The organism is Actinosynnema sp. NPDC049800 (assembly GCF_040656635.1).
Classification (GTDB): Bacteria; Actinomycetota; Actinomycetes; order Mycobacteriales; family Pseudonocardiaceae; genus Actinosynnema.
Genome location: NZ_JBFAMT010000076.1, coordinates 1 through 16,858 on the forward strand (window position 1 = coordinate 1; position 16,858 = coordinate 16,858).

13 protein-coding genes and 2 pseudogenes are annotated in these 16,858 nt (G+C 71.1%); 6 read left to right on the forward strand and 9 right to left on the reverse strand.

The genetic code is table 11. From position 1 onward, the window contains the following. Positions 1-84 precede the first annotated feature (84 nt). On the reverse strand, positions 85-570 hold the full coding sequence (locus AB0I91_RS41130) for an SRPBCC family protein (RefSeq protein WP_499641737.1): 486 nt from the start codon (positions 568-570) through the stop codon (positions 85-87). Next, positions 567-926: an ArsR/SmtB family transcription factor gene (locus tag AB0I91_RS41135; protein ID WP_498785674.1), complete on the reverse strand. Its 360-nt coding sequence runs from the start codon at positions 924-926 to the stop codon at positions 567-569. The genes AB0I91_RS41130 and AB0I91_RS41135 overlap by 4 nt, the downstream gene beginning before the upstream one ends. A 370-nt stretch (positions 927-1,296) precedes the next feature. On the opposite strand from AB0I91_RS41135, the gene AB0I91_RS41140 reads away from it, so the two are divergent. Both AB0I91_RS41140 and AB0I91_RS41145 read left to right on the forward strand, forming a co-directional pair. Further along, positions 1,297-4,995 (forward strand): multifunctional oxoglutarate decarboxylase/oxoglutarate dehydrogenase thiamine pyrophosphate-binding subunit/dihydrolipoyllysine-residue succinyltransferase subunit, encoded by a 3,699-nt coding sequence (locus AB0I91_RS41140; protein WP_498785676.1) that lies wholly within the window; start codon positions 1,297-1,299, stop codon positions 4,993-4,995. A gap of 72 nt (positions 4,996-5,067) precedes the next feature. Next, a complete protein-coding gene (locus tag AB0I91_RS41145) occupies positions 5,068-5,247 on the forward strand; it encodes a DUF6104 family protein (RefSeq protein ID WP_360788852.1) in 180 nt (59 codons plus the stop codon). Positions 5,248-6,195: 948 nt separating this feature from the next. Here the strand turns inward: AB0I91_RS41145 and AB0I91_RS41150 are convergent. Next, positions 6,196-7,188 carry an aldo/keto reductase gene (locus AB0I91_RS41150; RefSeq protein ID WP_498785682.1) on the reverse strand — a complete coding sequence of 331 codons (993 nt, stop codon included), beginning with the start codon at positions 7,186-7,188 and terminating at the stop codon, positions 6,196-6,198. 146 nt (positions 7,189-7,334) lie between these two features. On the opposite strand from AB0I91_RS41150, the gene AB0I91_RS41155 reads away from it, so the two are divergent. Together AB0I91_RS41155 and AB0I91_RS41160 are read left to right on the forward strand one after the other, a co-directional pair. Further along, positions 7,335-8,714 (forward strand): O-antigen ligase family protein, encoded by a 1,380-nt coding sequence (locus tag AB0I91_RS41155; RefSeq protein WP_499616519.1) that lies wholly within the window; start codon positions 7,335-7,337, stop codon positions 8,712-8,714. Then, complete coding sequence (locus tag AB0I91_RS41160; RefSeq protein WP_498785686.1) at positions 8,711-9,157, forward strand: hypothetical protein; 447 nt, start codon at positions 8,711-8,713, stop codon at positions 9,155-9,157. Before AB0I91_RS41155 ends, AB0I91_RS41160 begins: the two co-directional genes overlap by 4 nt. Before the next feature lie 223 nt (positions 9,158-9,380). Here the strand turns inward: AB0I91_RS41160 and AB0I91_RS41165 are convergent, their stop codons facing one another. Then, positions 9,381-10,289, reverse strand: a complete 909-nt coding sequence (locus AB0I91_RS41165; RefSeq protein ID WP_499641739.1) for a LysR family transcriptional regulator — start codon at positions 10,287-10,289, stop codon at positions 9,381-9,383. A 70-nt stretch (positions 10,290-10,359) separates the two neighbouring features. On the opposite strand from AB0I91_RS41165, the gene AB0I91_RS41170 reads away from it, so the two are divergent. Then, positions 10,360-11,238, forward strand: coding sequence for a dihydrodipicolinate synthase family protein (locus AB0I91_RS41170; protein ID WP_499616525.1), 879 nt, complete (start codon positions 10,360-10,362; stop codon positions 11,236-11,238). On the opposite strand, the gene hutI is transcribed toward AB0I91_RS41170, so the two are convergent. The 5 genes and pseudogenes from hutI to AB0I91_RS41195 all read right to left on the reverse strand — a co-directional run bounded on the left by hutI (position 11,198) and on the right by AB0I91_RS41195 (position 15,421). Then, positions 11,198-12,340: an imidazolonepropionase gene (gene hutI, locus AB0I91_RS41175; protein WP_499616528.1), complete on the reverse strand. Its 1,143-nt coding sequence runs from the start codon at positions 12,338-12,340 to the stop codon at positions 11,198-11,200. The two genes, AB0I91_RS41170 and hutI, sit on opposite strands and share 41 nt — an antisense overlap. Then, the gene (locus AB0I91_RS41180; protein ID WP_499641741.1) at positions 12,337-12,786 is read right to left on the reverse strand and encodes a hypothetical protein; all 450 of its coding nucleotides are present in this window, start codon (positions 12,784-12,786) and stop codon (positions 12,337-12,339) included. The genes hutI and AB0I91_RS41180 overlap by 4 nt, the downstream gene beginning before the upstream one ends. 12 nt (positions 12,787-12,798) lie before the next feature. Then, positions 12,799-12,921 (reverse strand): annotated as a pseudogene (locus AB0I91_RS41185) (XRE family transcriptional regulator); the annotation flags it as partial. Positions 12,922-12,977: 56 nt separating this feature from the next. Beyond that, positions 12,978-14,246, reverse strand: a complete 1,269-nt coding sequence (locus tag AB0I91_RS41190) for a formimidoylglutamate deiminase (protein ID WP_499641743.1) — start codon at positions 14,244-14,246, stop codon at positions 12,978-12,980. Further along, positions 14,243-15,421, reverse strand: a complete 1,179-nt coding sequence (locus AB0I91_RS41195; protein WP_499641745.1) for an allantoate amidohydrolase — start codon at positions 15,419-15,421, stop codon at positions 14,243-14,245. The genes AB0I91_RS41190 and AB0I91_RS41195 overlap by 4 nt, the downstream gene beginning before the upstream one ends. A 230-nt stretch (positions 15,422-15,651) precedes the next feature. Here AB0I91_RS41195 and AB0I91_RS41200 point away from each other — a divergent pair. Then, a pseudogene (locus AB0I91_RS41200) lies at positions 15,652-16,843 on the forward strand (IS110 family RNA-guided transposase). Positions 16,844-16,858: the final 15 nt, after the last annotated feature.

The following is a 16,858-nucleotide window of genomic DNA, read 5'->3' on the forward strand; positions in this document are numbered from 1 at the left end:
CTGTGGGCACTGTTGCGCGACAACCGGCCGTTCACAACGACAAGTTCCGCCACACCAGCGCCCACAGCCACTTGACACGGGTCATTAAGACTCGGCGAGCATCTCGTCCAGCCGCTCGTACCCCTCGACCACCCCGGTCTCCATGCCGCTGGCCAGCATCATGTCGCGGGCTTCCGTCGTCGCGAACACGCTGGCGCCGTGCAGCCGGGTCCGGCCGTCGCCCAGGTCCTCGAACGTCAGGGTGTCCAGCGAGACGCCGTCCGGAAAGCCCTCGAACGTGAACGTCTGCACGATCCGCTCACCGGGCCTGACCTCGTGGAACGAACCGTAGAACCGGTACTCCTCGTCACCGTGGCTGTGCACGAAGCGGTAGGCGCCGCCGGTCGACGCGTCCCACCGCTCCACGCGCATCTCCAGGTAGCGCGGGCCCTGCCACTTCACCACGAGGTCGGGGTCGATGTGCGCGCGGAACACCGCGTCCACCGGGGCGTTGAACTCGCGGGTGATGTGGATGACCGGCGCGGCCGGGTCGGCGCTGATGCTGGTCTCGGGGTGCGTGGTCGTGGTCATGATGCTTCTCCTTCGACTCGGGTCTGTCGGGTGTCCTCGCTCGCCATCTCGGCGAGCACGGCGTCCAGCCGCCGGTAGCGCTGCTCGGCCTCCTGCCGGTAGCGCTCGATCCACTTCGTCATCAGGTCGAACACCTCCGCCTCGAGGTGGACGGGCCGTCGTTGCGCCTGCTTGCTGCGACTGACGAGCCCGGCGTCCTCAAGGACCTTGAGGTGCTTCGACACGGCCTGCACGGTCACGGAGTACGGCTCGGCCAACTCGTTCACGGTCGCGTCGCCCACGGCCAGCCGCGCCACCATGTCGCGCCGGATCGGGTCGGCCAGGGCCGAGAAGACCCGCGACAACTGGTCGTCCACCGCCATCTCCTTACTCAACCTCTCGGTTGAACAAACCATACGACCTCCACCCAACCAAGTCAACCAAAAGGTTGAAGACGCAGGTCAGAGCCGGACCGGCTGCCACGCTTCAGCCGGCTGAACACCTCACACCGCACCGACCGCGGCCGTGCGCACAACTACTCCCAGTCGAAGCACCGCCGGACGTGTGACGGGCTTAACCTCAAGTGATGCTCAAGCACCCATAACACGAACCGATGACCTGACCGATTCTGTGAGAGAACACTCGGTGCGCTGCCCCTCCTGTGTGTGAACTGCACCAGACGGGGGACTAGCCTGACCATGAGTGAGTCATTACCAAGAGCGAGATGGATAGAGGCGAGCGCCAGCCGTGTCCAGCAGCAGTCCTGCTTCTCAGTTCGGCCCCAATGAGTGGCTGGTCGAGGAGATGTACGAGCAGTTCCTCGCCGATCCGTCGTCCGTGGACCCGGCCTGGCACGACTTCTTCGCCGACTACAAGTCGACGCAGCGGTCGGGCAACGGGGCGGCGACGGCCGCGGAGAGCGGCACCACGACCGCCACCAGGACCGCTCCGGCCCAGGCCGCGCCGTCCGCCGCGCCGACGACTCCGAAGCAGCCGCAGCAGCCGCCGAAGAGCCAGCCGACCACGACGGCCCAGCCGGCCCAGAAGCCCGCGGCCAAGCCCGCGCCCGCCCAGGCCGCCAAGGCCGCGCCGGTGCAACAGGCGAAGGGCGAGGAGCAGAAGCAGCTGCGCGGCGCCGCCGCCGCCATCGCGAAGAACATGGAGCTCTCGCTCACCGTTCCGACCGCGACGAGCGTGCGCGCCGTGCCCGCCAAGCTGCTGGCCGACAACCGCATCGTGATCAACAACCACCTCAAGCGCACCCGCGGTGGGAAGGTCTCCTTCACCCACCTCATCGGGTACGCGGTGGTGCGGGCGCTCAAGGCGTACCCGAACATGAACCGGCACTTCGGCGAGGTCGACGGCAAGCCGTTCGTGATCACGCCGGAGCACGTGAACTTCGGCCTGGCGATCGACCTGCCCGGCAAGGACGGCGCCCGCACGCTGGTCGTGGCCTCGATCAAGGGCTGCGAGAACATGACGTTCACGCAGTTCTGGCAGGCCTACGAGGACCTGATCCGCAAGGCGCGGACGGGCTCGCTGACCACCGAGGACTTCTCCGGCACCACCATCTCGCTGACCAACCCCGGCACCATCGGCACCAACCACTCGGTGCCGCGCCTGCAGGCGGGCCAGGGCACGATCATCGGCGTCGGCGCGATGGAGTACCCGGCGCACTTCCAGGGCACCAGCGAGCAGGCCCTGACCGACATGGGCGTCAGCAAGGTCATCACGCTGACCTCCACCTACGACCACCGCGTCATCCAGGGCGCGGAGTCGGGCGAGTTCCTGCGCCGCATCCACCAGCTCCTGCTGGGCGAGGACGGCTTCTACGACGACGTCTTCACGTCGCTGCGGCTGCCGTACGAGCCGATCCGCTGGGTCGCCGACATTCCCGAGGGCGCGGTCGACAAGACCGCCCGGGTGATCGAGCTGATCGACGCGTTCCGCACCCGCGGCCACCTGATGGCCGACACGGACCCGCTGAACTACCGCCAGCGCAGCCACCAGGACCTCGACGTCCTGTCGCACGGCCTGACCCTCTGGGACCTGGACCGGGAGTTCCCGGTCGGCGGGTTCGCGGGCCAGGAGCGGATGAGGCTGCGCGACATCCTCGGCGTGCTGCGCAACTCGTACTGCCGCACGGTCGGCGTCGAGTACATGCACATCCTCGACCCGGAGGAGCGCCTCTGGATCCAGGAGCGGGTCGAGGTGCCGCACGAGAAGCCGCCGGCCACCGTGCAGAAGTACATCCTCTCGAAGCTCAACGCCGCCGAGGCGTTCGAGACCTTCCTGCAGACCAAGTACGTCGGCCAGAAGCGGTTCTCGCTCGAGGGCGGCGAGACCGTCATCCCGCTGCTCGACGCGGTGCTGGACAAGGCCGCCGAGCACGAGATCGACGAGGTCGTCATCGGCATGCCGCACCGCGGCCGGCTGAACGTGCTGGCGAACATCGTCGGCAAGCCGATCTCGCAGATCTTCCGCGAGTTCGAGGGCAACCTCGACCCCGGTCAGGCGCACGGCTCCGGTGACGTCAAGTACCACCTGGGCGCCGAGGGCAAGTACTTCCGGATGTTCGGCGACGGCGAGACGAAGGTGTCGCTGACCGCGAACCCGTCGCACCTCGAAGCCGTCGACCCGGTGCTGGAGGGCATCGTCCGGGCCAAGCAGGACATGCTCGACAAGGGCGGCGAGGGCTTCACCGTGCTGCCGGTCGCGCTGCACGGCGACGCCGCGTTCGCGGGCCAGGGCGTGGTCGCCGAGACGCTGAACCTGGCGCTGGTGCGCGGTTACCGCACCGGCGGCACGGTGCACGTGGTCGTGAACAACCAGGTCGGCTTCACCACCGCGCCCGAGCACTCGCGCTCGTCGAAGTACTCGACCGACGTGGCGAAGATGATCGGCGCGCCGGTGTTCCACGTCAACGGCGACGACCCCGAGGCGTGCTACTGGGTCGCCAAGCTGGCGGTGGACTACCGGCAGGCGTTCAACAAGGACGTCGTGATCGACATGGTCTGCTACCGCCGCCGCGGCCACAACGAGGGCGACGACCCCTCGATGACGCAGCCGGCGATGTACGACGTGATCGACACCAAGCGCTCGGTGCGCAAGACCTACACCGAGTCCCTGATCGGTCGCGGCGACATCTCGGTCGAAGAGGCCGAGAAGGCGTTGCAGGACTTCTCCTCGCAGCTGGAGCACGTGTTCAACGAGGTCCGGGAGCTGGAGAAGCACCCGATCAAGACCTCGCCGTCGATCGAGGAGGAGCAGCAGGTCCCGACCAAGCTGCCCACCGGCGTCGACCGGTCGATCATCGAGAAGATCGCCGACGCGCACGTGAACCTGCCCGAGGGCTTCACCCCGCACCCGCGGGTCAAGCCGGTGCTGGAGCGGCGCGCCAAGATGGCCCGCGAGGGCGGCATCGACTGGGCGTTCGCCGAGCTGCTGGCGTTCGGGTCGCTGGTGCTGGAGGGCCGCACGGTCCGGCTGGCCGGGCAGGACTCGCGGCGCGGCACGTTCGTGCAGCGGCACGCCACGCTGGTGGACCGCAAGCGGTCCGAGGAGTACACGCCGCTGCAGAACCTGGCCGAGACCCAGGGCAAGTTCATGGTGTACGACTCGGTGCTGTCGGAGTTCGCGGCGCTGGGCTTCGAGTACGGCTACTCCGTGGCCAACCCCGACGCTCTGGTGCTGTGGGAGGCGCAGTTCGGCGACTTCGTCAACGGCGCGCAGCCGATCATCGACGAGTTCATCTCGTCCGGTGAGGCGAAGTGGGGCCAGGTGTCCGACGTCGTGCTGCTGCTGCCGCACGGTCACGAGGGCCAGGGCCCGGACCACACGTCCGGCCGGATCGAGCGGTTCCTCCAGCTGTGCGCGGAGGGCTCGATGACGATCGCGGTGCCGTCGACGCCGGCGAACTACTTCCACCTGCTGCGGCGGCACGCGCTGGACGGCGTGAACCGGCCGCTGGTGGTGTTCACGCCGAAGTCGATGCTGCGCCTGAAGGCCGCGGTCAGCCCGGTCGAGGCGTTCGTGGACGAGAAGTTCCAGTCGGTGATCGACGACCCGACCGGCGTCGACCCGAGCGCGGTGCGCAAGGTCCTGCTGTGCAGCGGCAAGATCTACTACGAGCTGCTGGCCGAGCAGGAGAAGCGGGGCGTCAAGGACGTCGCCGTGGTGCGCGTCGAGCAGCTGTACCCGGTGCCGGCGCGCAAGCTGACCGCCGCCCTGGACCGCTACCCGAACGCCACCGAGGTGCGCTGGGTCCAGGAGGAGCCCGCGAACCAGGGCGCGTGGCCGTTCTTCGGGCTGGCGCTGCCCGAGCTGCTGCCGTCGCGGTTCGCGGTGAAGCGCGTGTCGCGCCGTCCGATGGCCGCGCCGTCGGCGGGTTCGTCCAAGGTGCACGAGGTCGAGCAGCGCGAGCTGATCGCGAAGGCGTTCGAGTAGGACCTGATGGGTTGAGCCGAGCCGTCGAGACCTCCGGGTGTCGACGGCTCGGCCCGTTGGCGGAGGAAGACCGTGTACTTCACCGATCGCGGCATCGAGGAACTGGAGTCCCGGCGGGGTGAGGAGGAGGTCACGTTCGCGTGGCTGGCCGACAAGCTCCGGGCGTTCGTCGACGCGAACCCGGACTTCGAGACGGCCGTGGAACGCCTGGCCACCTACCTGGCGCGGGACGACGAGGACTTCGAGGACTGACGACGGCCCCGGCCGGAAGGCGGTAGGTGCGCGTAGACGTCGACGAGGTGACGGGTTGTCGGAGGCCTGGTGGATGATGTAGGTCACGCATTCCTCCGAGAGGCCTGACCATCAGCGACCCGACTCCCCGCCGCGCGTTCACCGACGAGTCCTACCTCGAAGCGTGTGCGGACAACGTGGGGTTCTACGTGCTGGCGTCAGCGGTGTTCGAGCCGGACCAGCACCTGGAAGCACGTGAAGTGCTGTTGGGTCTGCGAGGCGACCGCAGCACGGCGAAGCTCTGCATTGGAACGAGATGGACAAGCACCAAAAGCGAACAGCGGCGCAGCGACTGGCAGACGTCGAAGGCTTGCACCTCGTCGCCATCGGCGCTCCGCTTCCCATCAGGCGGCAGGAACGGGCACGGGCGGCTTGTCTGCGGCTACTGGTGCACGAACTGCACGCCTACGGAGTCGGCGAGCTGCTGATCGAGTCCCGGACGAACGAACTTGACAGGCGCGATGTCGCCACGGTGCGCGGTGCCCGCTACGAGCTGCCCAAGGGAACGCAGTTCAGGGTGGAGCACCAGATAGGTGCCAAGGAGCCGTTGTTCTGGGCTGCAGACATCATCGCCGGGTGCGGTACGAAGTCAGCTGATGGGAGACAGCACCTATCAGGACATACTCGCGGAGCGCCTGTACGACGTGACCGTCATGACCGAGTGCTGACCTGGTAAGTCGGGCAGCCTGCGGACATGCGTAAGGCCAGGGTCCCGGTCTGCCCCAGGTGCACCTGGCCTTGCGACTCGCCTGAGCACCCGCGGTGCCAAGCTCCGACATCGATGTTACTCGGCGGTGAGAGGTTTGGCGAGCCGGCGGATCCCGGCTCACCAAACCGTCTTTCCTGGTCAAACCATGCCGAGACGTGTGCCGGCGTCCCGTCGCCCGATCGGGCGACGACCGGCCGGCGTCACCAGGCGTAGGCCTCGGGTGCCGGCTTGGCGCCGTTCGGGCCCGGGGGCGGGAAGAGGTCGTCCAGCTTGGCCAGGACCTCGTCGTCGAGCTTGATCTCGGTGGACCGCAGTGAGCCGTCCAGCTGCTCCAGGGTGCGGGGACCGATGATCGGCGACGTCACGCCTTCCTGGTGCAGGAGCCACGCCACGCCGACGTGCGCCGGGTCCTCGCCGAGGTCCGCGGACAGCTTCTCGTAGGCCTCGATGGCGTCACGGTGCTTCTCCAGGCCTTCCTGGCTGCGGCCGGTGTTGCCGCGGGAGCCGCCGCCCTCGCGCTGCTTGCGCAGCACGCCGCCGAGCAGGCCACCGCCCAGCGGCGACCACGGGATCACGCCGACGCCGTAGTGGCGCGCCGCCGGCAGCACCTCCAGCTCGACGAACCGGTTGACCAGGTTGTAGATCGACTGTTCGCTGACCAACCCGAGGAAGTGGCGTTCCCGCGCCGCCTGCTGAGCCTGCGCGATGTGCCACCCGGCGAAGTTGGACGACCCGAAGTAGATCACCTTCCCCTGCTGCCGCAGCACGGAGAAGGCCTCCCAGATCTCGTCCCACGGCGTGGCCCGGTCCACGTGGTGCATCTGGAGCAGGTCGATGTAGTCGGTCTGCAACCGCCGAAGCGACGCGTCCGCGGCCCGCCGGATGTGCAGCGCGGACAGCCGCTTCTCGTTCGGCCAGTCCCCCATGTCGCCGTACAGCTTGGTGGCGAGCACGGTCTTCTCCCGACGCCCGCCGCCCTGCGCGAACCACCGGCCGATGATCTTCTCGGTGACGCCCTCGCCCCGCTGCCACCCGTAGACGTCGGCGGTGTCGAAGAAGTTGATGCCGTGCTCGTGGGCCCGGTCCATGATCGTGTGACTGTCGGGCTCGGACGTCTCCGGACCGAAGTTCATCGTGCCGAGGCACAAGCGGGACACGGACAGGCCGGAACGGCCGAGCTGGGTGTACTCCATGCGGCCAGCCTGCCTCAAGTCGATCGCCGGGACCACCCGACCGACACGACCGCGTTCCGGCGAAACCGCTCCGCCGCAACGGATCCCGAGGTTAAGATCCGCGCCTACCCCGCCTCGGGCGGGCATGGGGGCTGGGGGAGGCCTGCATGGGGGGAGTCGCGCACGACCACGTCCGGGCACGGGACGGGGTCGCCCTTCCGCACGCCGTGCTGCTCGTGCTCGCCGCGATCGCCGCCGCCGTCGTCGCCCAGGGCGGCTACTACCTGCCCGGTCGGCTCTTCACCGGCGCGCTCGTCGCGTTCGCGCTGGTCCTGGCCCTGCGCGACCGCCCGGCGTTCGGGCTGGTCCCGATGGCGTGCGCGGGGCTCGCGGCGTGGGCCGTCCTGCGCGCGGCCCTGAACGGCGAGGTCACCCGGTCCCTGCCCGCGGTCGCGGCCGTCGGCTGCCTGGCCGCGGCGGTGGTCGTGGTCCGGGGCGCCGACGCCAGGCAACGGGAGCTGTGCGCGTCGGTGCTGGTCGGGGTGGGCGCGCTGGTCGCGCTGACCGGCTGGGTGGCCGTCGTCTGGCGGGTGCCGTCGTGGTCGGCGGTGGCCGACGGCCTGGCCCGCGCCGCCTCCACCCTCACCTACCCCAACGCCGCCGCCGCGCTGCTCGCCGCGCTCACCGTGCTGGCCCTGGCCCTCAACACCGCCCACCCGGACTCGTTGCCGCACGCCGGCGCGGTGTACGCGCTGGTCGTCGGCGTCGGCGCGACGCTCAGCCGCGCCGGCCTGCTGGCGCTGCTGGCCGGGTTGGTGGCGTTGGCCGTGTTCAACGGCGTCCGCACCACCCTGCGGCACGCCGGTCCGCCCGTCCTCGGCGCGCTGATCGCCCTGGGCGCGCTGGCGCCGTCGTTCCCGGTCGCCGAACCGGCCAACCTCCCGCTCGCGGTCGCCGGCCTCGTCGTCGGCCTCGCCGTCACCCTGGGCCTGAACCGGGTGAAGCCGGTGGTCCGGTCGGTCGGCGTGGTGGCCGGGCTCGTCGCGGCCGGGCTCGGGGCGCTCTTCGCGTACGACCTGGGCAAGCTGCTCACGGGCCGGATCTCGACCAGCTCGCCGGACCGGGCCGGCGCGACGGGCGCGGCGCTGGACCTCGTCGCCGCACGGCCCTGGACGGGCGTCGGACCCGGCAACGGGTGGTTCGCGTTCACCGGGCCCCGCGGCGAGTCCCGGGTGATGCGGTACGTCCACGACGAGTACCTCCAGGTCCTGGTCGAGCTCGGCGCGATCGGGCTCGGCCTGGTGCTGCTGGTCCTGGCCGCGCTGGCCGTCGCGGTGTGGCGCGGGCGCGCCGGGTCGACGTGGGCGGGCGCCGCCGCCGGGCTCGTCGTGCTGCTGGTGCACAGCGGTTTCGACTTCCTGTGGCACCTGCCCGTGATCGTGCTGACCGCCGGGCTGCTCGCCGGCCTGGCCTCCCCCGAAGCCGAACCCGAACCCGCTGCCCGCGCAGCCGCGCTGGTCGCACCCACCACAGAGGAGAACCGATGAAGGTCCCATCCATCCGCAACCTGCGCCCGGCCAAGGCCGCGGCCGTGCTGGCCGTCGTCGCGGGCGCGATCTTCGCGTCCGTCCTGCCCTCCAGCGCCGACGTGGGCGCCCAGTCGCCGTCGCAGCCCGCGATCCAGGTCCAGACGCAGGCGGAGAGACTGGCGCGCGGCGCGGCGGTCCAGGTCGACGTGCAGATCGTCTGCCCGCCGCCGGGCTACGCCTACGTCAACGTCCGGCTCACCCAGCGCGTCGGTCCCGCCGTCGCGAGCGGCTCGGGCTACGCGCAGCCGTTCTGCACCGGCGGCACGCAGACCGTCACCGTCTCGGTGCACGCCTCGGAGTTCCCGTTCCGCGCGGGCACGGCCTTCGCCTCGGCCATCCTGTCGGGTCCGTTCAACGGCCAGGTCTCGGACGACCGCGAGGTCACGATCGTCAACCCGTGACGTGACGGGGGCTCGTCACCGCGACGAGCCCCCGGTCACGCCCGCCTCAGCGCGCGCCCGGCACCGCGAGGCCGAACTCGTAGGCCGCCCAGAAGACGCCGTGGGTCAGGACGAGCAGCGGTGCGGCGACGAACTCTGGGCGTTTGATCGTGGTCATGCGGTGAATCCCGCGGATCGCGCGACCGGAACTGATCGCTCGTGCGAGCGGTCTTCGGCCTCACTCTCAAGAGGGAGGAGCCAGGTAGGCGCGGGTCGAGGACTCCAGCGCGGCCACGCACGCCGCGACCACGGGGTGACCGCCCGCGCCGCGGCGGTAGGCGATGCGGGTGCGGCGGTGGACGTCCAGCGGGACCAGCCGGACGTCGGCGGGCGGGCGCGTCGCGCCGAGTTCGGGCACGAGCGCGACGCCTTGACCGGCGGCGACGAGTGCGAGCACGGCGGTGAAGTCGTCGGCGTGGTGGCGCACCCTGGCGGTGAAACCGGCGGCCTGGCAGACCCGCATCGCCACGGTGTGGCAGAGCGTGCCGGGGGTGCCGACGATCCACGCCGCGTCCCGCGTGCTCGCGATCGTCCCCTCCGGCCCTTCGGTGGGCCTGTCTTCGGTGGGCACGGCGAGGAACACCTTCTCGTCCAGCAGCCGCACCGAGTCCACGCCGGGGTCGGGCTCGACCGGCGCGATGTCGTAGTCGTGCCACAGCGCCACGTCCAGCCGCCCGTCGCGCAACGCGTCCGGCATGTCGACCGGGTCCAGTTCGGTGACCATGAGGTCGAGCGCCGGGTGGTCGCGGCCCAGCGCGACCAGCGCGGCCGGCAGCAGGGTCGGCACGGCGCTGGGGAACGCACCGATCCGCACGGTGCCGGACAGGCCGGTGCGGGCGGCGGCCAGCGTGGCGGTCGCGGCTTCCAGGGCGGCCAGGATCGTCTCGGCGTGCCCGACGAGCGCGGTGGCGGCCGGCGTGAGGCTGACGCTGCGACCGGTGTGCTCCAGCAGCGGCACGCCCGCCTCGCGTTGCAGGGCGGCGAGCTGCTGGGACACGGCGGACGGCGTGTAGGCGTGCGCCTGGGCGACGGCGGCGATCGTGCCGAGGCGGGCCAGGTCGCGCAGGAGCCGCAGGCGGCGGACGTCGAGCATCAGTTCAGCTTACGGTTGCCATGAGGAACGCGAACTGGTGCTTCACGGTCCGGGCGGGCACCGTGGCGGTATGACGCTCACCGGCCTGCACGTACCGCTGATCACGCCGTTCGACCGGTCGGGGGCCGTGGCCCTCGACGCCCTGGAGTCCCTCGCGCACCAGGCGTTGGACGACGGCGCGCGTGGCCTGGTCGCGTTGGGTACGACGGCCGAGCCCTCGTCGCTCACGCCGGTCGAGCAGCAGGCCGTGCTCGGCGTGGTGACCCGGGTCTGCCGTGAGCGCCACGCGCCGCTGGTGGTCGGCGCGAACACCCCGCAGGCCCTCCAGGCGTTGGCCGACCACCCGGAGGTGGTGGCGTCGCTGACCGCGGTGCCGTCGTTCGTCCGGCCGGGCGAGGAGGGCGCGCTCGCGCACCTGACCCGGCTGGCCGCCGACAGCCCGGTGCCGCTGGTCGTCTACGACATCCCGTACCGGACGGGCCAGTACCTGTCCGCGGCCGCGTTGCGGCGGCTCGGGGACGTGCCCGGCGTGGTGGGCCTGAAGTACGCGGCGGGCGGGATCAACGCCGACACGGTGGAGCTGTTCGCCGACGTGCCGGACCTGGCCGTGCTCGGCGGTGACGACACGTTCATCTCGCCGCTGCTGGCGCTCGGCGCGCACGGCGGCATCCTGGCTTCGGCGCACGTCGCCACCAGCGAGTTCGTCCGACTGATCGACGCGTGGCACGCCGGTGACGTCGCCGAGGCGCGCGCTCTGGGCGGCCGGCTGGGCCGCCTGTCGGCCGCGCTGTTCGCCGAGCCGAACCCGACCGTGATCAAGGCCGTGCTGCACGCGCAGGGCCGCATCCCGACCCCGGACGTCCGCCTGCCGCTGCTGGCCGCCGGGCCCGACAGCACGTCGGCCGCCCTCAGCGCTGTCGAACGCCTGCTCGCCACACCGCGTGCGTGAGCGGGACGCCCGGCCGGTACGCCAGGTGGGTGGTGGAGGGGGCGTCGAGGACGTGGACGTCGGCGCGGGCGCCCGGTGACAGGTGCCCGACGTCGGTGCGCCGGAGGGCTTTCGCGCCGTTGAGGGTGGCGGCGGTGACGGCCTCCTCGACGGTCATGCGCATCTGGAGGACTGCCGTCGTGATGCAGTAGGCCATCGAGGTCGTGTAGGAGCTGCCGGGGTTGCAGTTGCTGGCGAGGGCCACCGTCGCGCCCGCGTCCAGCAGCGTCCGGGCGGGTGGCAGCGCCTGGCGGGTCGACAGGTCGCACGCCGGGAGCAGGGTGGCGACGGTGGACGAGCCCGCCAACGCGTCCACGTCGGCGTCGGACAGGTACGTGCAGTGGTCGACGCTCGCCGCGCCCAGCTCCACGGCCAGCCGGACTCCCGGCCCTTCGCCCAGCTGGTTGCCGTGCACGCGCAGGCCCAGCCCTTTGGCCTTGGCGGCTTCCAGCACGGCCCGTGACTGATCGGCGTCGAACGCGCCCTGCTCGCAGAACACGTCCGCCCACCGCACGTGCGGCGCGACGGCGTCCAGCATCTCGCCGATCACCAACGCCACGTACTCGTCCGCGTCCGCACCCGGCGGGACGAGGTGCGCGCCCAGGAAGGTGACCTCGTCGGCCACGCCCGCCGCGATCCGCGCCGACCGCACCTCGTCCTCGACGGTCAGCCCGTAGCCGGTCTTGGTCTCGATCGTGGTCGTGCCCTGGGCCACGGCCTCGGCGACCAACCGCCTCAGGTTCGCCGCCAACTCCTCGTCCGACGCCGCCCGCGTGGCGCCGACCGTGACCGCGATCCCGCCCGCCGCGTACGCCTGACCGGCCATGCGGGCTTCGAACTCGGCCGTCCGGTCCCCCGCGAACACCAGGTGCGTGTGGCTGTCCACCCAACCGGGCAGGACCGCTCGCCCTTCGACGTCCACGCGCGTGTCGGCGGCCGGCGCGGAGGAGGAGGGTCCGACCCACTCCACGCGGTCGGTGAAGACGAGGGCGGCGTCGGTGAGGCGCCCCAGCTCGGGGTCGTTCGTGGTCAACTCACCGATGCCGGTGATGAGGGTGCTCATTCGTCGTCCAACCGTCGGAAGATCTGCGGGAACTCGCCGTCCTCGATCAGACCGCCGATGACGTGCGCCATGTCCATCACCCCGGCGTCCCGGACGATGAGCCCGTCCGACACCGAGAAGTACCGACCGCCCAACGCCTCCCCGCTCTCCGCCCACTTCGCCATCAACGCCTCGACCTGGGCCAACGTGAACACCGTCCCGCTCCACCGCGAGCCGTCGGGCAGGTGCACGAACACGTCGACGTTGTCGACCGCGTCCAGGTCCTCACCGGCACCGGGCAGGAACGCCGCCTCGAACCGCTCGCACCGCACGCGGTACCAAGGCGCGTCCCACCACCCCTCCATCACCGACGCAGAAACCGCTGCCAGGCCGAAGTTGTCGTTGTTGCCGTCACCGCTGTAACTGCTCTTCCGCCACACCAGACCAGTGGGGTCCACAGTGGACACGAAGACCGCCTCTCATTCGCGCCCGGCAACGATCCGCTCGATCAGGGCGATCGAATCCTCCGGACCGAGCGCCCGCTCGAGCAGGTGGTCGATCAGCATCCTAGCCCGCCGAACCTGTTCCGGATCTTCGATGTGGAGCGAACCTGATGATGGTGAACGGGACCGACACCCTTGGGATTCCCATCACTCGATCAGTCGATCGCCTCGACCAGGAGCCTGGACACGTCACCCAGCTGCTCGTGCACGCCATCGCGAGCTACGACCTTCCCCCCTACTACTACGACAGCGACGTCCGAAGCAGTGGCGGCCAGGAGGATTTGCTCGGGGTCGGTGCCGGCGGTGCGGACCGAGTTCACCCGAATGGCTACGAGATCCGCTGGGGCGCCGACCTCCACCCGACCGGCTTCCGGCCAGCCGATGGACGCGTGGTTCGTCAGTGCCGCAACGAGGTCCGCCGGTTCGAAACGGCCGCGTTCGCCCGTGCGCAGGCGTTCGTTGTGCTCCAGGGCGCGCACCTCCAACAACGGGTCGATCACCGCGTGCTGGTCGCTGCCCAACGACAACGGCGACCCCGCCTCGACCAGCTCGCGCGCCGGGCCGATGCCGTCCGCCAGATCAGCTTCCGTCGTCGGGCAGAAGCACACGCCGGTGCGCGTCGAGCCGAGCAAGCCGATGTCCTTAGTGGACAGGTGCGTCCCGTGCACGGCCGTCGTGCGCGGCGTGAGGGCGCCGGCCTCGGCCAGCAGCTCGGTCGGGGTGAGCCCGTACGCCGCCAGGCACGCCTCGTTCTCGGCCGGCTGCTCCGACAGGTGCACGTGCAGCGGCCGGTCGGGGAACGCGCCCGCCACCAGCGACAACGTGTCACGCGGCACCGCGCGGACCGAGTGGATCGCGGCGCCGATCCTGGTATTCGCGTCACCGCGCAGCTCGGCGACCCGGTCCAGCCACCGGTCACCGGTCCCGTCGGAGAACCGCTCCTGCACCCCGCGCACGGGCTGCCCGATCCCGCCCGCCAGGTAGCAGGCGTCCAGCAGGGTGAGCCTGATCCCGGCGTCACGCGCCGCCTGGCGCAACGCCTCCGCCATCTCGTTGCCGCCGTTGTGCAGGTAGTGGAACTCGCCCACCGCCGTCACCCCGGCCACGGCCATCTCCGCGTACACCGCCGTGGCCAGCTCCAGGTACGAGTCGGGCGTCAACCGCTCCGCCACCGCGTACATCCGGTCGCGCCACGTCCAGAACGTGCCGCCGTCGGCGTTCGTGCGCCCCCGCAACGCCCGGTGGAACGCGTGCGAGTGCGCGTTGGCGAAACCCGGGAACACCAGCCCGTAGAGCCGTTCCACGCCGAGCGGAATGGTGTCCACTGTGGACACCGAGGCGATGACCCCGTGGTCCACGCGCACCAGCACGCGCGCCGCGATGCCGTCCGGCAGCCACACCCGCTCGCACCAGAAGCTCTTCATCGCGCCAGGTGCTCCAACGTCGTCGCCAGCGCCACCACGCCCGCCGCGCAGTCGTCCGCCTCGGCGAACTCCTCCGGCGCGTGGCTGATCCCGGTCGGGTTGCGCACGAACAGCATGGCGGTCGGCACGTGCGACGCGAGGATCCCCGCGTCGTGCCCGGCGCCGGTCGGCAACGCGGGCGTGTCACCGCCGAGCGCGTCCCGGACCCGCGCCATCAGGCCGGGGTCGAAGTGCACCGTCCCGCCCCAGCTCTCCTCGGTCACGCGCACCTCGCAGCCCTCCGACTCGGCCGCCTCACGGGCCGCCGACGTGATCTCCGAGACGACCTCGCGGGTGCGCGGCTCGTCGTCGGCCCGCGCGTCCAGCCACACGTCCACCGACGACGCGATCACGTTGGTGCCGCCGGGGTTCGGCACGAGCCGGCCGACCGTGGCCCGCGCACCTGAGGTCGCCGCGCGGCGGGCGGCCAGCACCATCCGCGCGGCGGGCAGCATCGGGTCGCGCCGGTCCTCGATCAGCGTCGCGCCGGCGTGGTTGCCCTCACCGCTGAACGTGTAACGCCACCGACCGTGCGCCAGGATCGAGCTCGCCAGCCCCACCGGCACGTCCAGCCCGCGCCCCTGCTCCACGTGCAGCTCGACGAACGCGCCGACGGAGGACAGCGCGCGCTCGTCCCGACCCATCCGCAACGGGTCGAACCCGGCGGCGTGCGCGGCCTCGCCGAACGTGATGCCGTCCGCGTCCACCAGCCTGGCCGCCGCCTCGGCCGTGATCGCGCCGGTCATCAGCCGCGACCCGAGGCACGCGACGCCGAACCGCCCGCCCTCCTCCTCCACGAACACGACGATCGCCAGCGGCTTCGAGGGCGCGAACCCGCGAGCGCGCAGCAGGTCGAACGCCTGCAACGCCGACACCACGCCCAGCGGCCCGTCGAACGCGCCGCCGCCGGGCACCGAGTCGAGGTGGCTGCCGGTGATCACCGCGTCCGGCCCCGGTGCGCCCCACCACGCCCAGAGGTTGCCGTTGCGGTCGGGCCGGACGTCCAGCCCTCGCCGTTCGGCCTCCTCCACGAACCAGGCGCGCAGCTCCAGCTCGACCCGGTCGAAGCCGTGCCGCGAGTAGCCGCCGCGCTTCGGGTCGCGCCCGACGTCGGCGATGTCCGCGAGGTCAGTCATCCCCACCTTCTTTCCTGGGTCGGTTCGGGCCAGTCGTAGGGTCCGGAGGCCCAGGGGTGTCGGGTGTGGCTTTCAGTCATCTGCCGTGGGTGTGGCTTGCGTCGATTGGCCGCCCGGCACGCCCTGGACGACTCGGCCGCTGATTGAGAATTGCGACCCGATCGCTGTGTGGGGATAGGCCGGCGAGGTCGTCTGTGGGACGACATGTCGGTGCGGACAGGGAGCCGTGAGTGGAACGTGCGTGGGCCGGGGTGGACATCGGCAAGGGAACACCACCATGTGGTGGTGATCGACACCGACGGCGCCCGGATGCTGTCGCGGCGGGTGGTCAACGACGAGACGGCGCTGCTGGAGCTGATCGGCCAGGTCACAGCGTTGGCCGACGAAGTGTGCCGGGCCGTCGACGTGAGCACCGGTGCAGCCGCGTTGCTGCCGGCGCTGCTGGTCGCGCACGGCCGGCAGGTGTTCTACCTGTCCGGCAACCAGGTCAACCGCGCGGCCGGCGGCCACCGGGGCGAGGGCAAGACCGACGCGAGAGACGCCGCGATCATCGCCGACCAGGCCCGAATGCGCCGGGACCTGGCCCCGCCGCGCGTGGACGACGAACTGATCGTGGAGTTGCGGATGCTGGTCGCCCGCCGCCGTGATCTCGCCGGCGACCGCGTCCGCCTGGTCAACCGGCTGCACGACCAACTGCTGGGCAACAGCCCGGCCCTGGAACGCGTGTCGGACCTGACCAACCGCGGGCCGCCGGTCCTGCTCACCCATGTCCAGACCCCGGCGGCCATCCGCCGACTCGGCGCGGCCGGGCTCGAACAATGGCCGCGGTCGCAGAAGGTCCGCAGCGCCGCCGCCCTGGCCGCCGCGGTCACGGCAGCGGCCGAGTCCCAGCAGACCACGCTGCCCGGCGAGCAGTTGGCCGCGCAGCTCGTCGCCGACATGGCGAAGGGAGTGATCTCCCTCGATGAGCAACTCAAGCAGACCGACAAGCTCATCGAGGGCCGGTTCCGCCGCCACCGACACGCCACCGCCTTGCCGAGCATGCCCGGCATCGGCGTGCTGCTCGCAGCCGAGTTCCTCGCCGCCACCGGCGGCGACATGACCGTGTTCGCCTCCGCCGACCACCTCGCCGGCTACGCCGGCCCGGCCCCCGCGCCCCGCGACTCCGGCCGGATCAGCGGCAACCTGCACCGCCCCCGCCGCTACCACCGCGGCCTGCAACGAGCCCTCCACACCTCCGCGCTGATCAGCATCCGCTGCCACCAACCATCGCGAATGTTCTACGACCGCAAGAGATCCGAAGGCAAACGCCACGTCCAGGCCGTCCTCGCTCTCGCACGCCGCCGGGTCGACGTCGCGTGGGCACTCCTGCGCGACCAGCGTTGCTTCGAGTCGACGCCACCACACACCACCGCCGCCTGACGTGATCATCTTGAC